This is a genomic window from Eubacterium ramulus ATCC 29099 (genome assembly GCF_000469345.1).
GTDB classification, from domain to species: Bacteria; Bacillota; Clostridia; order Lachnospirales; family Lachnospiraceae; genus Eubacterium_I; species Eubacterium_I ramulus.
The window spans coordinates 26937-50659 of sequence record NZ_KI271127.1; the positions used below are offsets into that span (position 1 = coordinate 26937).

The 23723-nt window shown below is 36.3% G+C and carries 22 protein-coding genes; all 22 read left to right on the top strand.

What is annotated here, in order from left to right; genetic code table 11:
* Positions 1-7 precede the first annotated feature (7 nt).
* The 22 genes from HMPREF0373_RS07605 to HMPREF0373_RS07710 all read left to right on the top strand — a co-directional run bounded on the left by HMPREF0373_RS07605 (position 8) and on the right by HMPREF0373_RS07710 (position 23678).
* Complete coding sequence (locus HMPREF0373_RS07605; protein WP_021739100.1) at positions 8-5317, top strand: SpaA isopeptide-forming pilin-related protein; 5310 nt, start codon at positions 8-10, stop codon at positions 5315-5317.
* Between the two features lie 201 nt (positions 5318-5518).
* A complete protein-coding gene (locus tag HMPREF0373_RS07610; protein ID WP_242831195.1) occupies positions 5519-6277 on the top strand; it encodes an SPL family radical SAM protein in 759 nt (252 codons plus the stop codon).
* Between the two features lie 70 nt (positions 6278-6347).
* On the top strand, positions 6348-7061 hold the full coding sequence (locus HMPREF0373_RS07615; RefSeq protein WP_049946823.1) for a class B sortase: 714 nt from the start codon (positions 6348-6350) through the stop codon (positions 7059-7061).
* Between the two features lie 52 nt (positions 7062-7113).
* Positions 7114-7293, top strand: coding sequence for a hypothetical protein (locus tag HMPREF0373_RS07620; protein WP_021739102.1), 180 nt, complete (start codon positions 7114-7116; stop codon positions 7291-7293).
* A 236-nt stretch (positions 7294-7529) separates the two neighbouring features.
* The gene (locus tag HMPREF0373_RS07625) at positions 7530-9926 is read left to right on the top strand and encodes a hypothetical protein (RefSeq protein ID WP_021739103.1); all 2397 of its coding nucleotides are present in this window, start codon (positions 7530-7532) and stop codon (positions 9924-9926) included.
* A 55-nt stretch (positions 9927-9981) separates the two neighbouring features.
* Positions 9982-10284, top strand: a complete 303-nt coding sequence (locus HMPREF0373_RS07630) for a WXG100 family type VII secretion target (RefSeq protein ID WP_004612715.1) — start codon at positions 9982-9984, stop codon at positions 10282-10284.
* Between the two features lie 58 nt (positions 10285-10342).
* Positions 10343-10798 carry a type VII secretion EssA family protein gene (locus HMPREF0373_RS07635; protein WP_021739104.1) on the top strand — a complete coding sequence of 152 codons (456 nt, stop codon included), beginning with the start codon at positions 10343-10345 and terminating at the stop codon, positions 10796-10798.
* The gene (locus tag HMPREF0373_RS07640; RefSeq protein WP_021739105.1) at positions 10767-11003 is read left to right on the top strand and encodes a hypothetical protein; all 237 of its coding nucleotides are present in this window, start codon (positions 10767-10769) and stop codon (positions 11001-11003) included. Before HMPREF0373_RS07635 ends, HMPREF0373_RS07640 begins: the two co-directional genes overlap by 32 nt.
* Before the next feature lie 28 nt (positions 11004-11031).
* A complete protein-coding gene (locus HMPREF0373_RS07645) occupies positions 11032-11316 on the top strand; it encodes a TIGR04197 family type VII secretion effector (RefSeq protein ID WP_021739106.1) in 285 nt (94 codons plus the stop codon).
* Position 11317: 1 nt separating this feature from the next.
* On the top strand, positions 11318-11617 hold the full coding sequence (locus HMPREF0373_RS07650) for a hypothetical protein (protein ID WP_044963412.1): 300 nt from the start codon (positions 11318-11320) through the stop codon (positions 11615-11617).
* A gap of 4 nt (positions 11618-11621) precedes the next feature.
* Complete coding sequence (locus HMPREF0373_RS07655) at positions 11622-13043, top strand: hypothetical protein (protein WP_021739107.1); 1422 nt, start codon at positions 11622-11624, stop codon at positions 13041-13043.
* Between the two features lie 14 nt (positions 13044-13057).
* On the top strand, positions 13058-13600 hold the full coding sequence (locus tag HMPREF0373_RS07660) for a hypothetical protein (RefSeq protein WP_022250354.1): 543 nt from the start codon (positions 13058-13060) through the stop codon (positions 13598-13600).
* Between the two features lie 26 nt (positions 13601-13626).
* On the top strand, positions 13627-13923 hold the full coding sequence (locus HMPREF0373_RS07665) for a DUF4176 domain-containing protein (RefSeq protein WP_021739109.1): 297 nt from the start codon (positions 13627-13629) through the stop codon (positions 13921-13923).
* 29 nt (positions 13924-13952) lie between these two features.
* Positions 13953-15104, top strand: a complete 1152-nt coding sequence (locus HMPREF0373_RS07670) for a type VII secretion protein EssB/YukC (RefSeq protein ID WP_021739110.1) — start codon at positions 13953-13955, stop codon at positions 15102-15104.
* Positions 15101-19267 (top strand): type VII secretion protein EssC, encoded by a 4167-nt coding sequence (essC, locus tag HMPREF0373_RS07675; protein WP_021739111.1) that lies wholly within the window; start codon positions 15101-15103, stop codon positions 19265-19267. The genes HMPREF0373_RS07670 and essC overlap by 4 nt, the downstream gene beginning before the upstream one ends.
* 10 nt (positions 19268-19277) lie before the next feature.
* Positions 19278-19712: a DUF5082 domain-containing protein gene (locus HMPREF0373_RS07680; protein ID WP_044963414.1), complete on the top strand. Its 435-nt coding sequence runs from the start codon at positions 19278-19280 to the stop codon at positions 19710-19712.
* A gap of 54 nt (positions 19713-19766) precedes the next feature.
* Positions 19767-20603, top strand: a complete 837-nt coding sequence (locus tag HMPREF0373_RS07685) for a DUF5037 domain-containing protein (RefSeq protein ID WP_226972154.1) — start codon at positions 19767-19769, stop codon at positions 20601-20603.
* 16 nt (positions 20604-20619) lie between these two features.
* A complete protein-coding gene (locus HMPREF0373_RS07690; RefSeq protein WP_021739114.1) occupies positions 20620-22029 on the top strand; it encodes an Mbeg1-like protein in 1410 nt (469 codons plus the stop codon).
* A 15-nt stretch (positions 22030-22044) separates the two neighbouring features.
* Positions 22045-22605, top strand: a complete 561-nt coding sequence (locus HMPREF0373_RS07695; RefSeq protein WP_022250348.1) for a T7SS effector LXG polymorphic toxin — start codon at positions 22045-22047, stop codon at positions 22603-22605.
* A gap of 46 nt (positions 22606-22651) precedes the next feature.
* Positions 22652-22948, top strand: a complete 297-nt coding sequence (locus tag HMPREF0373_RS07700; protein WP_022250347.1) for a DUF4176 domain-containing protein — start codon at positions 22652-22654, stop codon at positions 22946-22948.
* A gap of 33 nt (positions 22949-22981) precedes the next feature.
* Positions 22982-23407 (top strand): DUF5082 domain-containing protein, encoded by a 426-nt coding sequence (locus HMPREF0373_RS16035; RefSeq protein WP_021739116.1) that lies wholly within the window; start codon positions 22982-22984, stop codon positions 23405-23407.
* Positions 23408-23423: 16 nt separating this feature from the next.
* Entirely contained in the window at positions 23424-23678 is a 255-nt protein-coding gene (locus HMPREF0373_RS07710; protein ID WP_004612655.1) for a hypothetical protein, read from the top strand.
* Positions 23679-23723 lie beyond the last annotated feature (45 nt).

Below are 23723 nucleotides of genomic sequence, written 5' to 3' on the forward strand. Positions count from 1 at the left end.
GCGTTTATTGAAAACAACATGGAAAAAACGATGTACAGCAGGATTTTTAGCTGTTTTATTAGGGTGTTCCTCTCTGCTTGCAGGTGGGAGCAGTGCTTTTGCAGCACCATTAGAACAGACAGATGTAAAAGAAGAAACACAGGCAGAAGACATTACGATTGAGCAGGGAGAAACTTTTGATCCGGCATTCGATTTCATCGGTATTACTGTAAAAGACGGAGAAAAGGTTTCTCTTGTTTTGTCAGCAGATAAAGAAGGAAAGCTGTTTGATGCAGACAGACCTGGAAGGTATGACTGTATTTACCAGGTCCAAAAACCTTCCGGAGATACTTATGAGATTACACGGAAAATCATTGTGAAAGAAGCGGGAAAGGAAGGAGAGAGTCCGCAAAAAGAGAAGAAACAGAAGAAAGAGATAAAAAGTGGGGAGGAAGACGCAGAGCCTGATGGTGCCAACATTGATACCAGTGCATTAAAGGAAGAAGAGGGTGTCTTGTTTTCCGTTGTCCCCTCTTCTATGGAACAGGCAAGGGAAAAAGCTTCTTTGGTGCAAGGGGAGAGGATTGTATACCCAAGTGATTTAGGTTCTTACAGTACCTGCTATTTTTACGTCAACGAACGGATTGCATACTGTCTGGAATCAAATCTGCAGTCACCGCCTTCGTCTGATTACGTGGCAGAAATTTATGAGAGCAACTTAAACTTACAGAAAGTTTTGTATTATGGATATGGAGGGCCGGGTGATTTAACCGGAGAATATCTAAAGAATTATAGCAATGATATCAAATATGTCCTGACACATTTAGCAGCAAGTTACTGTTATGGCGGAGAGGAAGTGGCATTTGTGGGCTGCACGCAGGACGGACTGAAACGCTATGGTGTCATGGAATACATCAATTATCTTTGCGGGCAGGAAGCACCGCCAAGTGCTGCCATCAGCCTTTCTTCCACAAACGAAACCGCTTTTTTGGAAGGAGATGTGCAGAAAACAAAAAATATCACATTAAATGGAGACCATAGAAATTATATTACCCTTTCTTTACCGGAAGGTGTGACTTACCATGATACTGCCGGAAAGGAGCAGAAAGGCGGTTCCATTAAGATTTATGGTGGTACAACTTTTTACTTTACCGCAGAAAAAACCGTACATGGTACCTGGAATAGCGGAGATTTAGGCGGACAGGTAGGGGCTCAGTGGAAAACTCTAGTGGTTTCTACCGGTTCCGGCAATCAGGATGTTGGTTATGGGGATTTTTATGAGGAACCAAGTACTAAGGTTTCATTTTCGATTCAATGGATGGATATTTCCTGGATTGAGGTCATCAAAGAAGATGCAAAAAGCAGTGTAAAACTTGCAGGGGCTGTTTTTTGGATTTATCGGGATCAGGCATGTACAGATTTGATTCTGGAGATGCCGCCAACAGATGAAAAAGGGGCAACTAAAGCGGAGCTGACAAAGACGCAGGATACAGTGTACATCAAGGAAATCACTGCACCGAAAGGGTATAAACTGAATACAACTGCTTACAATGTCAATCTGGAAGTAGCAAAAACACAAACACTGACTGTAAAAAATGAGGAACAAAAAGGGAAGATTATCATCCGAAAGCAGGGGGAAAAGCTGACAGGAGTATCTGGAGAGGCTGGAAATCTGCAATTTACCTATACCAATGCTGCATTTGCAGGGGCAAAGTATAAAATTTATGCAGCAGAAGACATCTACAGCCAGGATAAACAGACAAAAATCTATCAGGCAGGAGATTTGGCAGGAGAACTGGAGACAAAAGAAGATGGAAGTTGTTCTTCGGATATGCTTCATCTCGGAACCTATAAGGTGGTAGAACAGCAGGCTCCGGATTCCCTGACAATAGGGAAGACAGAGGAAGAACGTACCCATATGGTAACCCTTTCTTATGCAGGGCAGACAGTAGAAGTGGTTGAGGAAGAAACACAATATGAAAATGCCAGACCAAAGGTATCTGTGGAAGTGCTGAAGAAATCAAGTAATGATGATGCAGCATTGAAAGGGGCAATTTTTGGATTGTATGCAGATGAAGATGTTACCGGTGCAGACGGTTCCGTGCTGGTTACAAAGGGAACTATGATACAGAAAGCGGAGTCCAATGAAAACGGGAAGGCTGCATTTACTGCGGATATCCCAATTGGCTTCCATTATGTAGTAAAGGAAATTCAGGCACCACCTCTTTATGTTCAGAGCAGTGATAGTTATGAGTTCTTTTATGAATATAAAAATGATACGACCTACACGTATACCTTTGCACATACCTTTAAAAATAAAGAGGTACGGGGAGCAGTCCATATCAAGAAAATAGACAAAGATACACAGGACTCTGTAAGCCAGGGAGATGGAGATTTAAACGGGGCTGTCTATGGATTGTATGCGGCAGAAGATATCCAACACCCAAATGGAAAGACAGGACTGCTTTATAAAAAGGATCAGTTGGTCGTGCAGGGAACGATCGAAAAAGGTGTTCTGAATTTCAAAGATTTGTATCTTGGAAAATACTATGTACAGGAAATTTCTGCACCTCCTTCCAATGCATATTTGCTGGATCAAACCAAATACCCGGTAGATCTTGCATATGAAGGGCAAGATGTGGAAATTGTGCAGAAAAATGTGACTGTTTTGGAAACCATAAAAAAACAGGCATTCCAGTTAATTAAAATCAGTGATGATGGCAGCCAGACGGAAACAGAATTGCTGGAGGGTGCCGGATTTAAAGTGTACCTGATCAGTGAACTTTCTAAAGTAAAGGATGGTACCTTAAAACCATCGAATGGAACCGAATATGCACCGCAGGATTTTATCGGATATGATTTCAGTAAAGAGGAAACTGCATCTTATTATGAAAATGGAGAAAAGATACAGACAGAAGAAATGTTTACCGACAAAAAAGGGTATCTGTGTTCCCCGGAACTTCCATATGGAAAATATGTATGTATCGAAAGTACCGTTCCGGAAAATATGGAAGAGATTCAGCCGTTTTTGGTTACCATTGATGAGGACAGCAGAGAACCACAGGTATGGCGTGTCTTTAATGACCGTCCAATGCAATTCTATTTTAAAATCATCAAAAAGGATGCTCAGACTGATCTCCCGATTTTAAAGAATAGTGCCCATTATAAAATCTATGATGTGGAGAAAAAGAAATATGTCACGATGAAAGTACGGTATCCAAAACCGGAAACCATTGAGGTGTTTGAAACAAATGAGGAAGGCTATCTTCTGACACCAGAACCGTTAAAAATGGGTACCTACCGGATTGAAGAAGTAAAAAGCCCAGAACTGTTTGTGCAGACAGGATTTGAGCAGGTGTTAAAAAAGGGAGAGGAAATACTTCCTTTAAATGAGGTGACAAAAGAAGGAACTTATGAAAAAGCTCCAAGAAAATCCATTACCATCAAAGTAGACAGCAATACCGTACATGAGGTGGAAGAAGAAACTGGAAAGTATATTGTAGTCGTGGAAGTAAAAAACGATGAGGCAGTAGGAAGCCTGACAATCCAAAAAACAGGAGAGGTGCTTATAGGTGCCGAAAAAATAACAGACCAGATGCTGACAAAATTAAAAAATGGTCTGGCAAAAGTAGTCAATAAAGTGTCCAACCTGTTTACTGGAGAAGATGCTATGGAAACGGAAAAAGGATATGAGTTTGAGTATGAAGAACAGGGGCTTGCTGGGGCAGAATTTTCTATCCATGCAAGAGAAACCATTTATTCGCCAGATGGGCAGATGGACAGTGAGGGCAACCGGATCATACGTTTTGAAAAAGATGCATTGGTTGGAACAATTGTAACAGATGAAAAAGGAAAGGGAACTTTAAATAATCTTCCGATTGGCAAATTCTATATCAAAGAGACTAAAACAGGAGATTCTTTCGTGTTGGATCCAAAAGAACAGGATTTTGAGATTACCTATCAGGGACAAGAAGTGGCTGTTGATTATGTTACAAAGGAAATCAAGAACCAGCGGCAGAAGGTGGAAATTGAAGTGCTGAAAAGATCAGAAGCCACAAAAGAACCGCTTGCTGGGGTTTCGTTTGGATTGTATGCAGGAGAAGATATTGTAAATGCAGCAGGAAAAGTTGTGGTGAAAAAAGATGAACTGGTAGCAGTTGAAAAAACAGATCAAGAAGGAAAATTGAAGTACTTGGATACCATTCCACACGGGAAATATTATCTGAAGGAACTGGAAGGTCTGCCAGGATATCTACCATATGAAGAGAAGGTTGAAATTGATGCTTCTTATGCGGATCCAGAATTGGAAGTGATTTCTATACAAAAAGAAGTGGAGAACCAGCCGACGAAAGTTGAAGTTACAAAAACAGACATTACTGGAGAAAAGGAAGTGGAAGGTGCCAGACTACAGATTCAAGATGAAGAAGGCACTGTAGTGGAAGAGTGGACTTCTACAAAGGAATCGCATATCATTTATGCATTAAAACCGGGTAAGTACATACTTCACGAAGAACAGGCTCCAACAGAAAACGGATATGTGAAAGCAGAAGATGTGGAATTTACCGTAGAGGAAACCGGAGAAATCCAGAAAGTTTCCATGAAAGACGATCATACAAAGATTGACATCACAAAAACGGATATCACCGGAGAACAGGAAATTGAAGGAGCCAAGTTACAGGTACTGGACGAAGAGGGAAATATCATAGAAGAATGGATCTCTACCAAAGAACCTTACCGGATCGAGTATCTACAGCCGGGAAAAACATATATCCTTCATGAAGAAGCTGCACCGGAAGGATTTTTGATTGCAGAAGATGTAGAATTTACTGTAGAGGAAACCGGAGAAGTACAGAAAGTTTCCATGAAAGATGAAGTACCAATGGGGCAGTTAATTATTAAGAAAACAGATGCAGAAGATCAGACACCACTTGCGAATGTGGAATTTGAATTGAAAAACAAAGAGACTGAGGAAGTGGTTGGAAAACTTACTACAGATAAAGATGGAGTTGCAACCAGTGAACTGCTGCCGATTGCCACATACGAAGAAGGAAAAGCAGTAGGACCGATTACTTATGTATTATCGGAAACGAAACCGTTGGAAGGATATGAAGAGCATACGGAAACCTATGAAATCACATTTAGTTATGTAGACGCAAAAACAAAGGTTATTGAAGTGGTAAAAGAAATCCAGAATAAGAAACTTCCGCAGACACCGGAAAAACCAGAGGACGTAAAAACCGGGGATAATACCATGCTCCTGCTGCCAATCGGTATTGCAGTAGTAGCGGCCTTTGGTATTGGTATTGTCCTTTGGCGGATCAGACGCACAAAGAGATAAAAAGCATTTGGAGATGATGGAACACTAGACCTGCGGGGTGGTGTAAAGAACATTTCTGGATGCTTTACCAGAAGATTTCGGGGCGGTACCGGACCCCGCAAGTGAAAGGAAAGGTGATGCTGAAGCGAAAGAAAAGAATTTAAAAGTTTTTATAAAAGTGTAAGCGGCAACGAAGCAGAAAAATGCAGGTATCCGACCAGATTGGATACTTATGGCTGTGGCTGTATGCATAATTGTTCCTACTGCTATGCACGCAGCCTTTTGGATTTCCGCGGACTTTGGAATGCAGAAAATCCAAGAGTGGCAGATATCCAGAAAATCCGGAGAAAATTGGAAAAGGTGCCACCGGGAACCATGTTAAGACTTGGAGGCATGACAGATTGCTTTCAGCCGCTGGAAAGTCAGGAACAGATTACCTATCAAACCATAGAACAGTTAAATGAATATGGTATTGGGTATCTGATTGTGACAAAATCCCATCTGGCAGGAGAGGAACGATACCGGAAACTTTATGATCCGAAGCTGGCACATATCCAGATCACCATTACCTGTTTTGATGATAAAAAGGCTCTTGCCTATGAAAAGGCAAGTAGTCCGTCAAAGCGGTTAAGGGCATTGTTAAAATTACAGGAAGAGGGCTTTGATGTCACATTACGATTAAGCCCTCTGATTGAGGAGTATTTGGATTTTGATTACTTAAATAGGCTGCCGGTAGACAAAGTTTTGGTAGAATTTCTTCGGGTGAATGGATGGATTAAAAAGTGGTTTCCGGACTTGGATTACCAGAAATATGTTCTGCGTCAGAGTGGGTACTGGCATTTACCATTGGAAGAAAAAATCAGGATATTGGAAAAAATTCATCTTCCGTTGACGGTCTGTGAAGATGTCACAGAACATTATGAATATTGGAAACAGCATATCAATCCAAACCCACTGGATTGCTGTAATTTAAGAAAATAAGGGGCATAAGTGCAGGCGGTAGCATATCAGTTTTGGTATGCTGCCGCTTTTTTACGTTGGAGGTAAGCAGATGAAAAAAGAATACTTTTTACTTGGGATATTAAGCGTGATCTTGCTGGCAGCAGGAGTCTGGATTTATCAGATTATTAGTGAATATCAAAAAGCAGAACGGGAATATGAACAGTTACAAGAATATGTAAAAGTAGAGAAGAATACAAGGGATCCGGAAAATACGAAACCAAATGTTGCAGAAGATGATAAGGAAGGAGAAAAGCAGGAAGAAACTGTAACGGTCGATTTTGCAGCTTTACAGGAAATCAATCCAGATGTTGTAGCATGGATCAGAATTCCAGGGGTACTGGAATATCCAGTGGTAAGAGGGGGAGACAATTCCTATTATTTGAACCATACGGTGCAAAAAACTTACAATATTGCGGGCAGTATTTTTTTAGATTACCGGAATGAACGGGACTTTTCAGATAGTAAGAATATTATCTATGGCCATAATATGAAAGATGGAAGTATGTTTCATGTATTGAGAAATTATCAGGATATTGATTTTTTCCAGAAGCACACGGATATGGAGGTTTATTTACCGGATGGAAGAACTTTGAACTATCAGATTACAACTTGTGAACAGGTGTCGGCAGATAGTGAGATTTATCAGATAGAAAGAGGATATGTTGAGGATAATAAGGGAAATGAAATCATATTGTCTACCTGTAGTGCAAAAGCAAATGTCAGAATTATTATAAAAGCATATTTGAAAGAAAAAACATCATGAAGATACCAGAAACAAGATATTAAAAAAGCAGATTGGAAAAGGAGGATACTAGGTGTATTTAATTGAAATTGATACAAGAAAATTTGATTTTCAAGGAATATCACATGAAGAATATCTGGAGTTTTTTGGATATCGAGGCATTAAAAAAATAAGTAGTTGTATTTACGCAGTAACAAAAACAGGACTGACTTTACCAACAATTAGAATTATTTCGGATAATTATAAAGATTAAAACGATGAATCAAAATAGACAGGATGTGAGCAGAACCATTTTATCACTAAGTTTTTTTGATGATGTGCAGTTTTCTAGAAAAGTAAATGAATTCCTTCCTTTATTGTGAAAAAAATATCCATTCTGTCAAAAAAATATTGTGAGAAATGGAAGATTATGGTAAAATGGGCTAAATAAAAAATGCATTAAAAGCATTTGAAATGTAATTCCAAAGATAAGGAGGGGAATGATTTGTAATGAAATATAAAAAAGTCGTTGCAGTTCTGCTTGCTGTTGGATGTATCGGGCTTGTAGGAACTTTGGGATATTTCCTTGGACAAACAAATCAAAAAGGACCTGATGTAAAACAAGTAGTTGCCCCAGTTGCTGAAAGAGAAAACACGAAACAGGAGTCAAGAAAAATTGCGGTAGTCAATCTGGATGAGGGGACAACATCAGCAGAGGAAAAAATAAATTATGCAGATAAGATTGTTCAATTTCCCAGCTCTTCGTTTGAATATTCATCATTAGAGGAAGCAAGAACAGGATTAACAAACGGAAAATATGGTGCTTACATAATCATACCAGCCGGATTTTCACAAAATGTTGTTAGTCTTAATACAACACCACAAGCAGCTCAACTTGAATATGCTTTAAATAAAAATCTTTCAGGAGAGTCTCAGTATCATTTGTTATATGATGTGATGAGTTTTGGAAATTCTTTGAATGACAGTTTGAGCTATATGTATTTGAACAATATTCTTTCTGAGTTCCATAAGGCTCAAGATGGTGCTGCTACAGTTATGAATAATGATTTAAAAGATAAAGATGCCATTGAGAGTATACAGTCGCATGATTTGGTACAATTAGTTGAGATTCCGGAATTAAAAAGAGAAGAAAATACAACAGAACCATTAAATGTAGAAGAATATGTAGAGAAAAATACGGCTTTAGCAACTGATCTTGATTCACAGTACAAAAAGTGTGTAGAAGAGGCACAATCACAACTGCAGAATATGCAGACGGAAGGAGGAAGTCTTTCAGAACAGCTTACATCCTTGGCTGAATATACAAAACAGCTAGATGTATTTAAAGATGAAGAGGGAAATTCTGTAGTCGATACTGCAAATAATAAACTGGACGAAGTTTTGAATAAAAAACCAGGAAATACAGTTGGAAACATGCTTGAAGATTTGAAACGGCAGCCGGATATTATAGCAGGTGAATTAGGAAAATCGATAGAGACTTATAATCAGGGATTACCAAATCAGCTGACTGACCGCTTAGCTGAGTTTGCAAAGAAAATTGAAGCAGCAAATCCGGGATTGATTTTAGAGGAAAAAAGTGAAGGGGTTTTTGAATTACATTACGCTACTTCGGATTCACCAAAATTATCTATAACCCTTGCAGATGTTCCCGACTCCGAAGAAAATCAAAAGGCAGATACGACAAAACAGTTATGGAGTGCTATTACCAGTAAACTTGCAGCGGCAGCAAATGAGCAGGAAACTATTGAAATTATAGAGAAAGATCCTGATTTGGGTATAGAAATTCCGAAAGTATATACAACTGCAAAATCGGTGCAGACAGCACTTGCGGAATGTGAGCAAGATCCGAATATGATAGCTATGTGTAATAGTCTTGGGTATTCTTCTATAAGTGCTTTTGTGAGTGACGCAGGAAATGGAAGTTTGGCGCTTGACAAAACTCATGAAATTGTGTTTGATGGTGATTTGAATGCTTTTCAGCAGTACATTAATTCCGTGATTGAAAATGTACCGCGAGAGGTGACTGCATTGCAGGAATATAAAGATTATCGATATGATGAAGCAGGGAATATGATTATTGATCCAGGGACAAATCAACCTACTACAATTCAAGAGAGACTGGAGCATTATGGAAAGCAGGTGAAAGCCTTTGAAACAGAACTTGGGAATGAGCAGACAACAAATGGGCAGGAAATAAAAAATGTATTCCAGGATTTTTATGTAGATCCAATGCAGAAGAACCAAGAAAACTTCAATGGTATCCTGCAACAAAAATATGAGGCTGAATCAGTCTATATCCACGAGTTTAATGAAAAGCTGAAGTCATTTGCACCATCTGTACAAGATGAATATATTGCAGAAAATGTAAATGGAATAAAACAGAATAACGGACTGCTTCAGAAGAGTTTGATAGAAAATAATATGTCTTATGTGGATTATGCAAATAAAGTCTATACTACAACAGAAGAAAATATCAATACTCTTCAGAAAGGTATTCAGGATGCAAAAGACGCCTCAAATCAAGCGGTGGAAGACGGCTTGAGTGCAGCAAAAAATACCAAGACAACCACCAGTAAAGAAAATCAAAATATATTAGCTGACTTTTCAGCAAAGCTTCCATATACAAGATTGGGAAGTATGGAATATACACAGGCTTATCAATTTATCGCTAAGCCAGTAGCTTTAAATGATGTTTCAAAAGAAAAGGAAAAGATAGTGGGCGGAGAAGAAGTAAAAGAATCTTCGGCAAAAGCAGTTTCTGCGAATACAGAAAAGGAAAGTAATATAACATCGTATTTCATTTATATTGTTTTTGCAGTACTTTTAACAGCACTTATTATATTCTTGATTTTGAGATACTTTAGAAATAAAAAACCAGAGCAATAAGCTGTTTGGCAGCATTGCATATAAAAAAAGGAGAAGCATTCAAAGGAGGTACATTATGGCAGATGTAAACAACATTAAATTAAGCCCGGAACAGATGGAGGCAAAGGCAGCAGAATTTAATACCAGATGTGAGGAGTTCAACCAAGTGGTTTCTACGATGAGAAACATGGTAACATCCTTATGTGATGAATGGGCCGGTCACAGCAGCCAGGCATTTTATGACCAGTTCCAATCTTTAGAACCAAGTTTTACAGCTACATCAGATCTTATCACATCAATTGCACAGCAGTTACGTGATGTATCCGCAGCAATGCAGAGCATCGACCAGGAAATCGCAGGGAAAATTGGAGCGATGTAGTAGCAGAGAGCCGTCGGGATTTTCCCGACGGCTTTTTGAAAATATGAGGAACGTATGTATGGGAAAAATGGATGACACAGGAAAAGCACTTGAAAAAAATATTAATAGCAACATTGAGTTCGATACCTCTGTATTACAGGAAAAGAATGAAACCTATTCTTCCTTAACGGATACTTATGGAATAGATTTGTTTACAGATCAATATGAAGAGAAAATTGAAAAGGTGCATTTAAAAGAATATGATGCCTATCAGAAAATAGAAAAAAAGTTGTTTGAAACAGATTTAGAAAGTGGAAAAGATGAATACGAAAGAATACAGGATCAACTGTTTTTATATACAGGTTCAGAAGTAAAGAAAGAAGAAATTGAGAAAGAGGATAATGCGTTGGGCGTAAATATTGCCATAACAGGTATTATGCTCATACTTTTCTTTTTTATTTTCTTCCTGGTTTTTGACAAAAGAAGGAAAAGGAGACGTGAAGATGCAATTAACAATTACACTTACGAGTACTAAATATCAAATCAACAAAGATATTATGGTCAATTCTGAACAAAAGATTTGTGAAACCTTACAGATTTTAAAGGAAGCAGGTCAAATAAATATAGCTGTTGGTGATGAAGACAAATTAAGATCTATGCGTACAGGAATGTTTGTGTCGAAAGAATTTACTTATGAAGAAGCTGGGATATTCTATGGTGATATATTGCAAATATTATAAAATAAGAAATGGAAAGGGGAAATAGAATATGAGTAATATACAAAGCAATACGCAGGTTGCTTCAAGCAGTTCAGATACAATTTCAGCAAATGCAAATAGTTTACAGGAGAAAGAAATATCAAAAGATACAGAGTCAAATATTACTGCCAAAGGAAATTCTATTACGGCATATGAAACAAGCCAGACTCAAAAATCAGCTTATAGATATGCGTTAGAGCAAGATGCACAACATATAAAAACTTTAGGTAAGACATTTGAGCAAGTGGATCAGAGTATTGCTAATATATTAACTGCTGGTTTATTAGGTGATTAATATGGAAGATAATGAAAAAAGACAGTTACAGGATAAAATTGACGACTATAAAAAAGCGATAAGAACATTAGAAGAAAGTAAAGATGAAATCAATTATCAGGATAAAATAATAGAAAATATTTTTTCAGATATGTTTCTTCAATTTAAGCATGATACAGAATTTTGCAAGAGTATCTCTAAGCTTCAACAATCGGTATGGGAGGCAAAGACATTTAAAGATTCAAAATTTTCAGAAATAGAAAGTGATTTGAAAAGTAATCTGAAAAAACTAGAGAAAGAGCAGGAAAACGAGGAGTGGTAAAAGTATGGGATTAAAACTTTATCCAGGTTCTATAAAAGGACAGGCAGATAGTATTATTCAAAATCTGGAATTTGATAACAAAGATTTATTATCTGCATTGCAAACAATTTCACAATTTGTACAGAATACAGAACTTAAAGGAGCAGCCTGGGATAGCATGAAATACCAGTTAGGAAATCACGAAGCTGTTATTCAAGGCCTTATTTGTGCGAATGAGTCTGTAATTCAAGAACATGAAAATCTGAAAAGTACAGTTGGAGATGAAAATCTTGATGAGGAAGAATTAATAGCAAAAAGAGACGCTCTTATATCCACGAATACATTTTTAGAAAAAAATATTAGTTTAATGCAAAGCAATATGCAAAACGATGTAATGAAGATAAAGTATGGTTTTTGGTATCAAGAAATGATTTTTCAATATCAAATTTCTATTAATCAAAATCAAACGCTTATTGAAGAGTTGAATGAAAAAATACAGAAATTATATGATATAGAAAATACTACGGCCTCGTTGTTTTCAGAAAGCATTACTTTATATGATACTGTGAATGAAGGAATTGTGGCTATACAAAAAGGTTGGAATGGAACTGGTTTTTCTGTTTCATTAGACACTCCAGAATGGAAAAAAACTGTTCAATTACGATGGAATGATAGAACAAAAAAACTAGAAAAGGAAATGGAAGAATATGTTAAAAAATTAAAAAAGAAAGTTCCGAATATAACTTTAAAAGAGTGGTCAGAACTATATGAATTGTATCAAAAAAATCCAAATGCTGAAATACCAGCTGATTTATTAAAAGAAATGCTGAAAAATATTGGACAAATACCAAATGAAATTAAGGATAATATGCAAATGGATATAATATCAAAAGTTTTTGAATCAGGTGGTAAATCTGTAGTAAAATTGGGGGAAATATTTTTGTCTACAGGAATTCAGGGACCTGCAACAGAAAATAGTTTTGTTATATTAAGTAATTCATTTGCTCAACAAAGTGGAAAGTTAATTAATACAGGTACAAAATTACACTCTTTTGGAAAAGTCGGAATGCCTATTATAGGCGCAGCTATAGATTTTAGCGGTCAACTTATTTCAGGAGAAGAAGTTGGTGATGCAACGGTAAAAGCTGCTGGACACTTGGGCGTTGGTTTGATTGCCGGGGAATTGGGCACTATGGCAGGAACAGCTGCAGCAGCAACATTGGCAGTAGGACCTATCGGTGTTGCTGCTATTGGAATTGCAGCAGGTGCAGCAATCGCAGTATTTGGTAGTAGAGTTTTTGACCATGCGTATGAGAATAATTGGCTTGGGATAAAAGATATAGGGAAAGAAATAAATGAAGCGGTTGATGATGTAAAGAAAGGATTATCAAATGTAGGAAAAGCAGTATCTGGATTTTTTGATGGATTAGGTAATGCTTTTGCGTGATGGAGGATTTAAGAATGATGCTTTTATATTTTAATTCAGAAAAAGGGATGAATTATTATTATTCAAATGAAACACAACAGATTTATGCTATGAAAAATAAAGGAAGTGGTGGGCTGCAAGTGGGATTAGTTGCGGGTGCATCTATGATTATTTATTTTGTTTTAAATAAAATTGATGTCCAAATAAAAACGAATGTTAATATTTTATATTGGACAACATTGATACTGGGAATTATTGCTGGACAGATTTTGTTTTATCTAGGTAAAAAAAGATTGGACAGATTAATAAAAGAAACGGCAGTTGAATATACTTGCTCGAAACTTGAAATTGAACAATTCGTCAAAGAAGGGAAAAAACAGCTTGGAAGTAATACATGTTTAGTTATAATATTGTTAATAATTTGTTTTGCATATAGACCTTTAATGATGATTATTAGTCCGTATAGTGCAGTCGTAACAGTTTGTCATTTTATTATATGGACTCTAACAATCTTGTTGTTAGAAAGTTATCTATATACGAAGCCTATTGCTCGATATAAATATTATAAAAATATATAATATACTTATTGAAAAGGAGAAGAATTATGAATGTATTGCCACTTGGAAGTGTTATAAGATTAAAAGATGGAGAACAGAAAATTATGATTATATCAAGAGTTCCTTTATATAATAATGAAGGAACCATAGGTTATTTTGACTATGCAGGGTGCTTGTATCCGCAAGGACAAAATAGTCAGATGACATATTTTTTTAACCATGAAGATATAGAAGAAATCTATTTTACAGGGTATGTAGATGAAATGGAAAAAGAATTTTTGAAACAATATGAGTTACAAAAAGATAAAATAAAGTATCCAAAATTAAAAATTAAAGCAGATTAGAATTATTTTACTTGAAGGTGAGGAAGGTTATGGAAGATACAGTAATAAAAGAAGTTATTAAAAAATCAGAAGTTATAGCAAAAGATGCATTTGAATATCAATGGATCACCTATCCGGAACATGGATTTTTACAGTCGCATATAGAGGAAAAGAGCGAAGAATTAGAAATTACATATGATTTAGAAAACCGAAGACCGTTCATGGAGATTCGAAAAGAAGACCTTCCTGATATCCTTTTAGTTTTAGATGATATTGGAAATCTTAAAAAATACATAGAAAAATATTCTTTTTCTTTGCAGCCCCAAAATCTGTTTTATGATCTTCATGGAAGTGTGAAAGCGAAAAGCAGAGATGTTTTGTCTGCAAGTACAGACCGAGAGAAACAGTTCTTAAATGCCTATAAAGCAATTATTGGATATGCTTTACAGAATAAATATACATTTGAGGATTATCTGCAGGGAGGTATGCAGCTTTTAGGGAAAGAAGGGGTGTTAGGACAAGTACAGTCAGGAACCACGGTAGAAGACATACAAAAGATACTTTGTGAAGAGTATGAACGAATTAAGAAAGACCGTAGAGAGAAGAAAGTTCTGATACCAAAAAACAAGGTGACAACATTAAAAGTAACAGCAGCAGTTCTCGGGTTCGTATTGTTTGGGACAGTTGGATACATAGGATATGACCGCATAGCAAAAGAACCTTATCAAAGAGCCGTTATAGAGCTTAGTGATGCATATGTTCAGTCTGATTATGTTACATGTATAGACTGTATGAGAAATGTCAAGGTGCAGAACATGACAGCCCCACAGAAATTTATGCTTGCGAATGCATATGTCCGTAGCGAAAATCTTACACAAGAGCAAAAAGATAATATTTTAGCTAAAATGACATTGAATGATACAGAGTCGAAATTAGATTACTGGATTTATCTGGGAAGAAGCGATACAGAACAGGCTGCTGATATTGCACTACGACTTTCAGATGATCAATTACTTTTATATGCATATATGAAAGAAAAAGCAATAACAGAAGAAAATACAGAATTAACAGGTGCAGAAAAATCCGATAAGCTGAATGAAATTACAAAGAAAATGGAACCCCTGATGGAAAAATATGAAACGGAAGATCAAAATAACTATGAAGATATAACTACAGGGGATACTGAGGGGGATGGAGAATGAAAATGGAAACAGGAAGAATAAGATTATTTCGTCCCGATTACTTTACTATAGGTTCAAGGAAAACAGATATCGTTTTTCCACAGTGTAAGGTCGATATTATTGTAAAAGGAAAAGAAATTTCTATTCATAAAAAAACGGAAGATGTTTTGCTTATAAATGATAAGGTGATACAGCAAGACAAGGTGTTACTGGAAAATGGAGATGTTTTAACAATTGGAGATATTTCTGTTATTTTGTTGGAAAATGTAATTCTTATAGAAGGGAATATTTCTGAAATACATACGCAACTTCCTGTTATGAAAGATTCCAGAGTCCCGTTTGAAGGCTTTCCGAAGTATAAACGTTCTCCAAGAATTATCAAAAGAGTACAGGAAGAAAAAATTCAATTAGAGAAGCCAAAAGAATTGATGGATCGTAAAAAAGGCGGACTTGTTCAGCTAATATTGCCACCTGTGATTATGATTTGCATTACCATTGCAATTAGTGTGATTATGAAGCGTGGATTATTTGTAGTGATGGCGGTTGCCGGTACGGGGATGTCTTTAGTTGTTTCCATTATGCGTTTTTTCAGTGATAAGAAAGAATTAAAAGAAAACAAAATTCTGAGAGAAAAAACCTATAAGCAGTATCTATTGCGGAAACGAAAAGAAATCTATCATGCCTATTGTAAAGAAAAAGAAGCCTATGAATATAATTATCCGTCTGTATCTGAAATCCGGAATATGATTGAAGAATACAGCCCTAGAATTTATGAGCGAAATTATAATGACGAAGATTTTCTAAAAGTATCATTGGGAGTAGAAAAAACACATCCACAGCTTCAAATTCAGCTGAAACTTGATGAATTAAAAACGAAACCAGATATATTGGAAGATGAGGCAAAAGCGATTCAAAAAGAATTTTCTGTCATTGAAAAACCGGTAGTTATCGATTTGAAAAAGGCTCATCTTGGCCTGGTAGGAGAAAAAAGTGTAATACATGAGCAAATAAAGGCACTCATTTGCCAGCTCACGTTCTTTCACAGTTATCATGATTTGGAAATTATTGCAATCTATGATGAAGCTTATCAGGAAGATTTCCAGTGGATGCGCTGGTATCCGCATTTTAAAATCCATACGGTAAACAGCGTTGCAATGATCAATTCAGAAAACAAAAGAGATCAGATTTTAGGAAGTCTATATCAGATTTTAAAAGACAGGAAGCAAAAAGAAGAGGAAAGCAAAAAAGAGAGTACTTTTCTACCACACTTTCTCTTTCTGATTGATGAGCCAAAATGGATTATGGATCATTCCATCATGGAGTATTTGGAAAAGGAAGGGTATAATTTAGGATTTTCTATCATTTATACCTCTCATTTAAGGGCAAATCTGCCAGAAAATATAGGAACTATTGCAATGCTGAAAAACTCAGAAGATGGACTTCTGCTGATTGATGAACGGGAAGAAAAGCAGGAAAAGTTCAGGCTTCATAATATGCAGGAAATTCCTTTAGAGTGGCTTGGAAGAAATCTGGGTGTGCTAGAACACATGCAGGGGATTAGTGCACAGATACCGAACAGTATTACTTTCTTCCAAATGTATCAGGTGGAACGACCATCACAACTTCGGATTGAAGAAAGATGGAGAAAAAATAATTCTTCAAAATCATTGGCAGTACCGCTTGGTGCAAGAGCAGCCGGAGATTATGTGTATTTGAATCTTCATGAGAAAGCTCATGGACCGCATGGTCTGGTTGCAGGTACAACAGGTTCCGGAAAATCAGAAATCTTACAATCGTATATTCTTTCACTTGCTGTAAATTTCAATCCTTATGAGGTTGCCTTCCTTTTGATTGACTATAAGGGAGGCGGTATGTCTAAGATGTTTACAGCCCTTCCACATTTATTGGGGACGATTACGAACTTGGATGGTTCCCAGAGTATGCGTGCGTTGGCATCTATCAAAAGTGAACTAGCAAGAAGACAAAGTATCTTTAATCAATATGATGTGAACCATATCAATAACTATAATAAGTTATTTAAAAATGGAGAGGCAGAAGAACCTCTTCCACATTTATTCCTGATCAGTGATGAATTCGCTGAATTAAAAAAGGAACAGCCGGAATTCATGTCAGAGCTGGTATCTGCTGCCCGTATTGGACGAAGCCTTGGTGTACACTTGATTTTGGCAACTCAGAAACCTACAGGTGTAGTAGATGATCAGATTTGGTCAAACTCAAAATTTAAGTTGGCACTTAAAGTACAGAACGAAGCAGACAGTAAAGAAATTTTAAAAACGGCAGATGCAGCAAACATTACGCTGCCTGGACGTGCCTATCTGCAAGTGGGTAATAATGAAATCTATGAATTGTTCCAATCTGCGTGGAGTGGAGCTGCTTATAATGAAGAAGAACAGAAAGAAAAAGTCGATGACCGGGTTTATGTACTCAATGAAATCGGACAAGGGGAATTGGTAAATCAAGATTTAAGTGATACGAAAGAAAACAACAAAGTAGTAAAAACGCAGTTGGACGCAGTAGTACGCTATATTCACGAGTATTATGAAACACAAGATGTAAAAGAGGTGAAAAAACCTTGGCTTCCACCACTACCGGAACAACTTGTAAGCCCACAGGAACTGATTCGTGCAACCCCAAAAGAATTGAACATGAAAATTGCTATGGGACTCATTGATATTCCGGAAAAACAGGAACAGATTCCATATGATGTTGATTTTATCAAAGATGGGAATTTGCTGTATATTGCTTCAGCAGGATATGGGAAAACCGTCTTTTTGACAACTGCGGTTTTGTCCTTGGCTATGCAGAATAGCGTGCAGGATTTGAATTTTTATATTTTGGATTTCGGAAACAGTGGTCTGATGCCATTAAACAAACTTTCTCATGTGGCAGATTATATTGTATTTGATGACTCGGAAAGATTCCAGAAGTTAATGGGGATTTTGCAGAAAGAAATCAGAGAGAGAAAGAAAAAACTGGCAGATGAAGTAGTACAGAATTTTGAAGTTTACAATCAGGTTTCTGCAGAGAAAATGAAAGCAATTGTTCTTGTGATTGACAATTTTGATGTAGTAAAAGAACTTGGATATGAGGCTGAAGAATTTTTCCAAAAGATTTCCCGTGATGGTTATGGACTTGGGATTTTTGTGATTGCAACTGCTACCAGAAGCAATGGCATGAAATATTCTACCTACAACAATTTTAAAAACAAAGTGGCGGGATATCTGTTTGATGAGTCAGATGTAAATTTAATTGTTGGAAGAAGCACTTATAAACAATCAGAAACAAAAGGACGAGCTCTTTTGAAATATGACAATATGATAAGTGTAATGCAGCTTTACAGCATGGTCAAGTTTGAAACAGAATTGGAATATAAGGATAAAATTAAAGAATTGATACAGAATATTGATGCTCTGTATCCAGGTGAACAAGCTCCAAGAATTCCGGTTCTTCCAGAAAACTTGTTCTTTGCAGATATGAAAGAATATCCTCATACAGAGCAGGATATTTATGTTGGACTCGAAAAAGAAGCTGTGTGTGCCTGCGGATTCCAGCTTGGAAATACACCATTTACGATTCTTGGTGAAGCAGCAAGAGGTAAGACAAACGTATTGAAGGTCATTCTCGATCAGATGCTAGGAAAAGGAAAAATCTATCTGGTAGATTCCAAAGCTATGGAACTTTATTCCTATAAAACATCAGAAAAAGTTGTTTATATAGAAAATCAGGCAATGGTGCCACTGCTCATAGATGCACTCAAGGCAGAGATCACAGAAAGAAATCAAAAAGTCAAGGAATCATTAGAAATGGATCCGACGTTAAATCCAAAGGAAATCTGCCGGGAATTGCAGCCGTTTAGCTTGATTGTAGACGATTGGGATAATTTTGTGGAATTGACCAAAACACAGGCGATAACTTTGGCTCCTATTCTGAATGAGGCAGCAGGTGTTGGTATCAGTATCATTTTGACTGCACATTCCGGAAAGATGAAAGGATTTGACGAAGTGACGAAATTTGCGAAAAACACAACAGAAGGTTTACTTCTTGGAAATCAGGGAACAACAACAATGTTCCCGATTAATTCAGCCAAGGAACTTCCACAGTTTAAAGATGGTTTATTGTTCCATAATGGAGCTTATGTTAAAGTGCGGGTTCCAAAATATTAGGGAGAATTTTATGGATAAGGATAAAAATGGGGTAGAAATTGCTGAATGTAAGCAAAGAATATCAAAATGTAATGCGCAAATAGCAGATAACAGAATAACTATCGAAAGTTTAGAAGAAAAAATTGAAAGACTTAAAAGTGTAAGGGATGCAGTAAGTGCAAAAAAGGAAGAAATAGGTACGACAATCAGTAACATGGCGGGAACTATTGAATCTATGAATTATTTTACATGGTGTGGAAGCAATAGAGAGTCTTTTGATGGGGAAGTAATAAAAGTATTGGAAGATTGTGATGCTTTCAAACAGGATGTAGATAGCTTACAAGATGCATTGAATGATGAAATTACACAATTGGAGAACAAACGATATGAGCATGAAGGCATCATTGGACAATTGAAGATGGTACTTAATGATTTGGATAATTGGCTTACAAAACTACTAAATTAGCAAAAGCCGTGTAACTATTCATTAGAAAAGTGCCACAGATAGGAGGGAATCGGTTTGAAAAGAGGAGGATATAAATCAGCACTATTAGTGAGTCTTTTCTTAATCATGATGTTGGGAGGATGTGGAATGGATACGAAAAAAGAAGTTATAACAAAAGCGATAGAGAGTCATTTACAGGAAAAATACGGAGAAGAATTTGAAGTACTGTCTTGGAATCAACCTAAACTGTTACCATCAGATAATGGAGCAATTTATGCAACATGTATTGCAAAAAGTGATCCAAAACATCCATTTGAAGGAAGCTATTTTTATACAGAAGATTTTGGACTAGAAGTAGGCCCTCTTGGAGATGGGTATGTGGAACGTCTGTTAGCAAAGCAGATGGAGAAAAAAACAGAAAAAGTGATTTCACAAGTGGCGAAAAGATACTATATCCAAGGACGTATCTGGTCACAAGAAGATGAGTGGGAAAAATGGCAAAATATGCCTGTAGAAGAAGTCTCCAATTGGGAAAACTACGTTAATCTACGTAATTATGCAGGTAATCCGGATGAAAGAACCTTGGGGGCTATACGTATTTATATAGATGCTACGACAATGATGGATAAGACCGATGAAGAGGAGTATAAAATGTACGAGGAATTGTTTCGAGAGAAGCTGGGTGGGGAAGCACTACTTTATATTTATTACCTAGACAAAAAGAACTTTCGGCAGGCAGAAAAAGTATTGGAGACAAGTGCACCTAGAAATGGAGGAAGTCGTTTAGACAAAGCTATTGAAGAGCAGCCTTATTTTGGAACGATTATGCGGAGTGGTTCAAAGGTATTTGATGATTCTTTAGAGGTGTTCAAAGCAGCAAAACAGGGAAAAGAGCAGGAAAAATATAAATAAAAGGAAGGCGTTGTATATGGGTTCGACAACAGATAAAGATGCACTTGTGGCTTCACAGATAGCATATATGAATATTGAAAATGATGATATAAAGGACGCGGTAGATAGATACGGTTCAGCAACGTTGGAAAATATTTTTAGAGTGTCACCTAGTATAAAAAAACAATATATTAATCGAGTATATGGAAATAAAGATCCCAAAACGACAAAATTGAGTGAATACGAGCAGATGCGTTTCGAGGAAGCAAAGGCATTTATAGAGGAGATAAAAAATTCAGAATATGCACAGTGGGAGATCGTGGAAGTAAAAGATGATAATGCAAATTCGGGATTTTATGGATGTATGATTGATTGTGGAGAAGGTCAGTCGATATTCGGTTTCCGAGGAAGTGAAAGTGACACTACGCATCAGCTACGTCAAGACTGGATCAATGCAGATATCGCTTTATTCAATAATATTTTAACGGAACAGCAGAAAGCAGCACAGAACTTTGTGAAAGATATGAATAAAAAATATGGGGATAATTATACAACATTTGATTTTTCGGGGCATTCTCTAGGTGGAAATCTGTCACAGCATGCTGGAATTACAGTGCCTGCAAACATGCAGAACAAAGTGGGAACGATTTACAATTTGGACGGACCAGGATACTCCGATGAATATCTTTTGTCACATGCTTTAGAAATTGATAATATGGCTTCCCATGTGAAACACTATCAATGGTCTTTTATCGGAAATTTACTTAATCAAATGCCAGATGAAATGTTCCAATCTATACGAACAGACGATAGGGTTTATGAAATATATGATTTGGAAAAATTGACAGATGGCGCTCTGTTTCAAAAACATGATACCGGTTTTGTCTGGCGCTGGATGATGGAACACGATACAGAATTTTTCCAAAATGGTAAGATGGATGACTTTGCAAAAACGGTTGGTGTAGTCATAAGAAAAATAGAAAATGAAGCCCCTGGAGTAGTACGGAATTTGGCTGTAGATGGAATCTTCTTAATAAATCTTTTTCTTTTGGCAAAAGAATCCGAAAATACAAAGGAATTTGGAAAGAAAGTATGCAAGTACTTTATAGATACATTTCAAAATGGCGTCCATATAGGAATGGAAATTTGGGATTCCATTGAAAGAGGAATTTCTAAATGGGCGGCAGCAGGTGTGGATTTTATTGCACTATTTAAAAATCCATATTTTAGACAAGTAAATGATTTCAAAAAGAAAGCGGGGAGGATTACAAGTACTTATGGGCATTTGGATATGGAAAGTAAACTTATATCTCTTAACAATATGACAGAAACATATCAGAACCTGGATCATTTGATGAAAATGTATAAAACATTTCTTATAGCAAGTGCAGACTCTTATAGAGAAGCGGGAAAACTTATGCTTCTTAAAGAAAAAGATATATTATAAGAGAGGGGGAAGAATGTGGGATATTATCTTAGAATGGAAGAAATTTTAAGCTTACAGCTTAAATCGCAGGAACAAATTGAGCGTTGGAAAGAAGAGCTACAAGAGGTTGGAAAAACTCTGGAAGTTTTAGGAGATACAAACGAATTGCAAGGTGAAGCTGGTACAAAATTAAAAGATAACATAAAAAATATTCATATGCCAATAAAAACAGAGATAGAAGCTCTTCTAGATCTATTCCAAGAAAATTATTCTAAATACGTACTAGGATTTATGGAACTTGAGGAGTCAAATACAGCAATTATTAAACAAGATGTGTTAGAAAGACAGCAGAAACAATTAAACTTATATAAAGAAAGTTATACTGACATTTATGAGAATATCGTAGATGAACTTAGTAAAGTAGATGATTTATTCAGTTATTCCATCGAGTTTCAAGTTCCAGAGAAAATTGATACACTTATGGTTACATTGACAGACATTAACGAAAAAATTGGAGAATATGATGTGTCACATGCGAATGATATGAGTTTACTTGATGAAGGAATAACTTTAATGCGAATGAAATTTTCTAAATAATTAAGAAACGTTCTGTTTTATTTTAAATATGAGAGGTATGAATGCAATGAAAGAAGAAAAGTTTTTACCATTAGGTTCTGTAATTATTGTAAAAGGAAGTGTAAAAAAGCTTGTTTTGATTGGAAGAGGTGTTGTAGCAATTTTCAAGGGAGAGCAAAAATATTTTGATTATGTTGCTTGTACTTATCCAGAAGGCTTGATTGGAGAAAACGTGTTATATCTAAACCACGAGGATATTGAAGAAGTAATTCAAAAAGGGTTTCAAGATGAAGATGATTTCAGAATGCAAAAAAGTTTAAAAGAACATTTGGATGGATTATTAAAAATAGAAAATGAGTCATAAAACTTTTGCTTTCTGGACAGGGAGGTGTGATTCATGGCAAATAAAAATCAAGCTGCTATTTCATCTGCAAAATATGAAATTAATCAAGCAAACTATAGGATTTCAGAGTGTCAAAATGAAATTCAGGGATTAGAAAAGAAAATTGAGCGTTTGGAAGGTGCAAAACAGAAACTGCAGACTTATAAACTCAATATAGAGTCGGAGAAATTTGACATTACGCAAAAACTTTCATGTAGCAGTTGGAAAGGATCTAATAAAGAAGAGTATGAAGGAATTGCTGAGGAACAGCTTAAACCTTGTTATCAAACATATTATGATGAAACTGATCAAGCCGTAGATGCGATTATGGATGAAATCACAAGATTGGAAAATCAGATTTATGATCAAGAAGGAGTGATTGGCTGGCTAAAAAGTCAGATTAACTCTTTGGGAAATTATATTGAAACATTGCTTAATTAGGTAAGGGGGACTGTCAATGATTGAATTAAATAAATTAACTTATAATTCGAATGTGTCAGCGTTATCTGTAGCCAGCCAAGGTATTAAAAAAAGTAAAGAACAACCGGAAATTACAGGAAATATGAAATCTTTAGCAGCATTTTTAGAAACCTATCAGACTTTATCAGAACTGTTTGGAAGTTATAAAACTTTATTGCAGGAAGATGTGGGAAAACTACAAGATGTCAGTACCTGTATGACTTATGCAGAACAATCCTTAATAAAACGATAGACATTTAGCGGTTGGAACATATAGAATTTGAAAAGAAGCACCCAA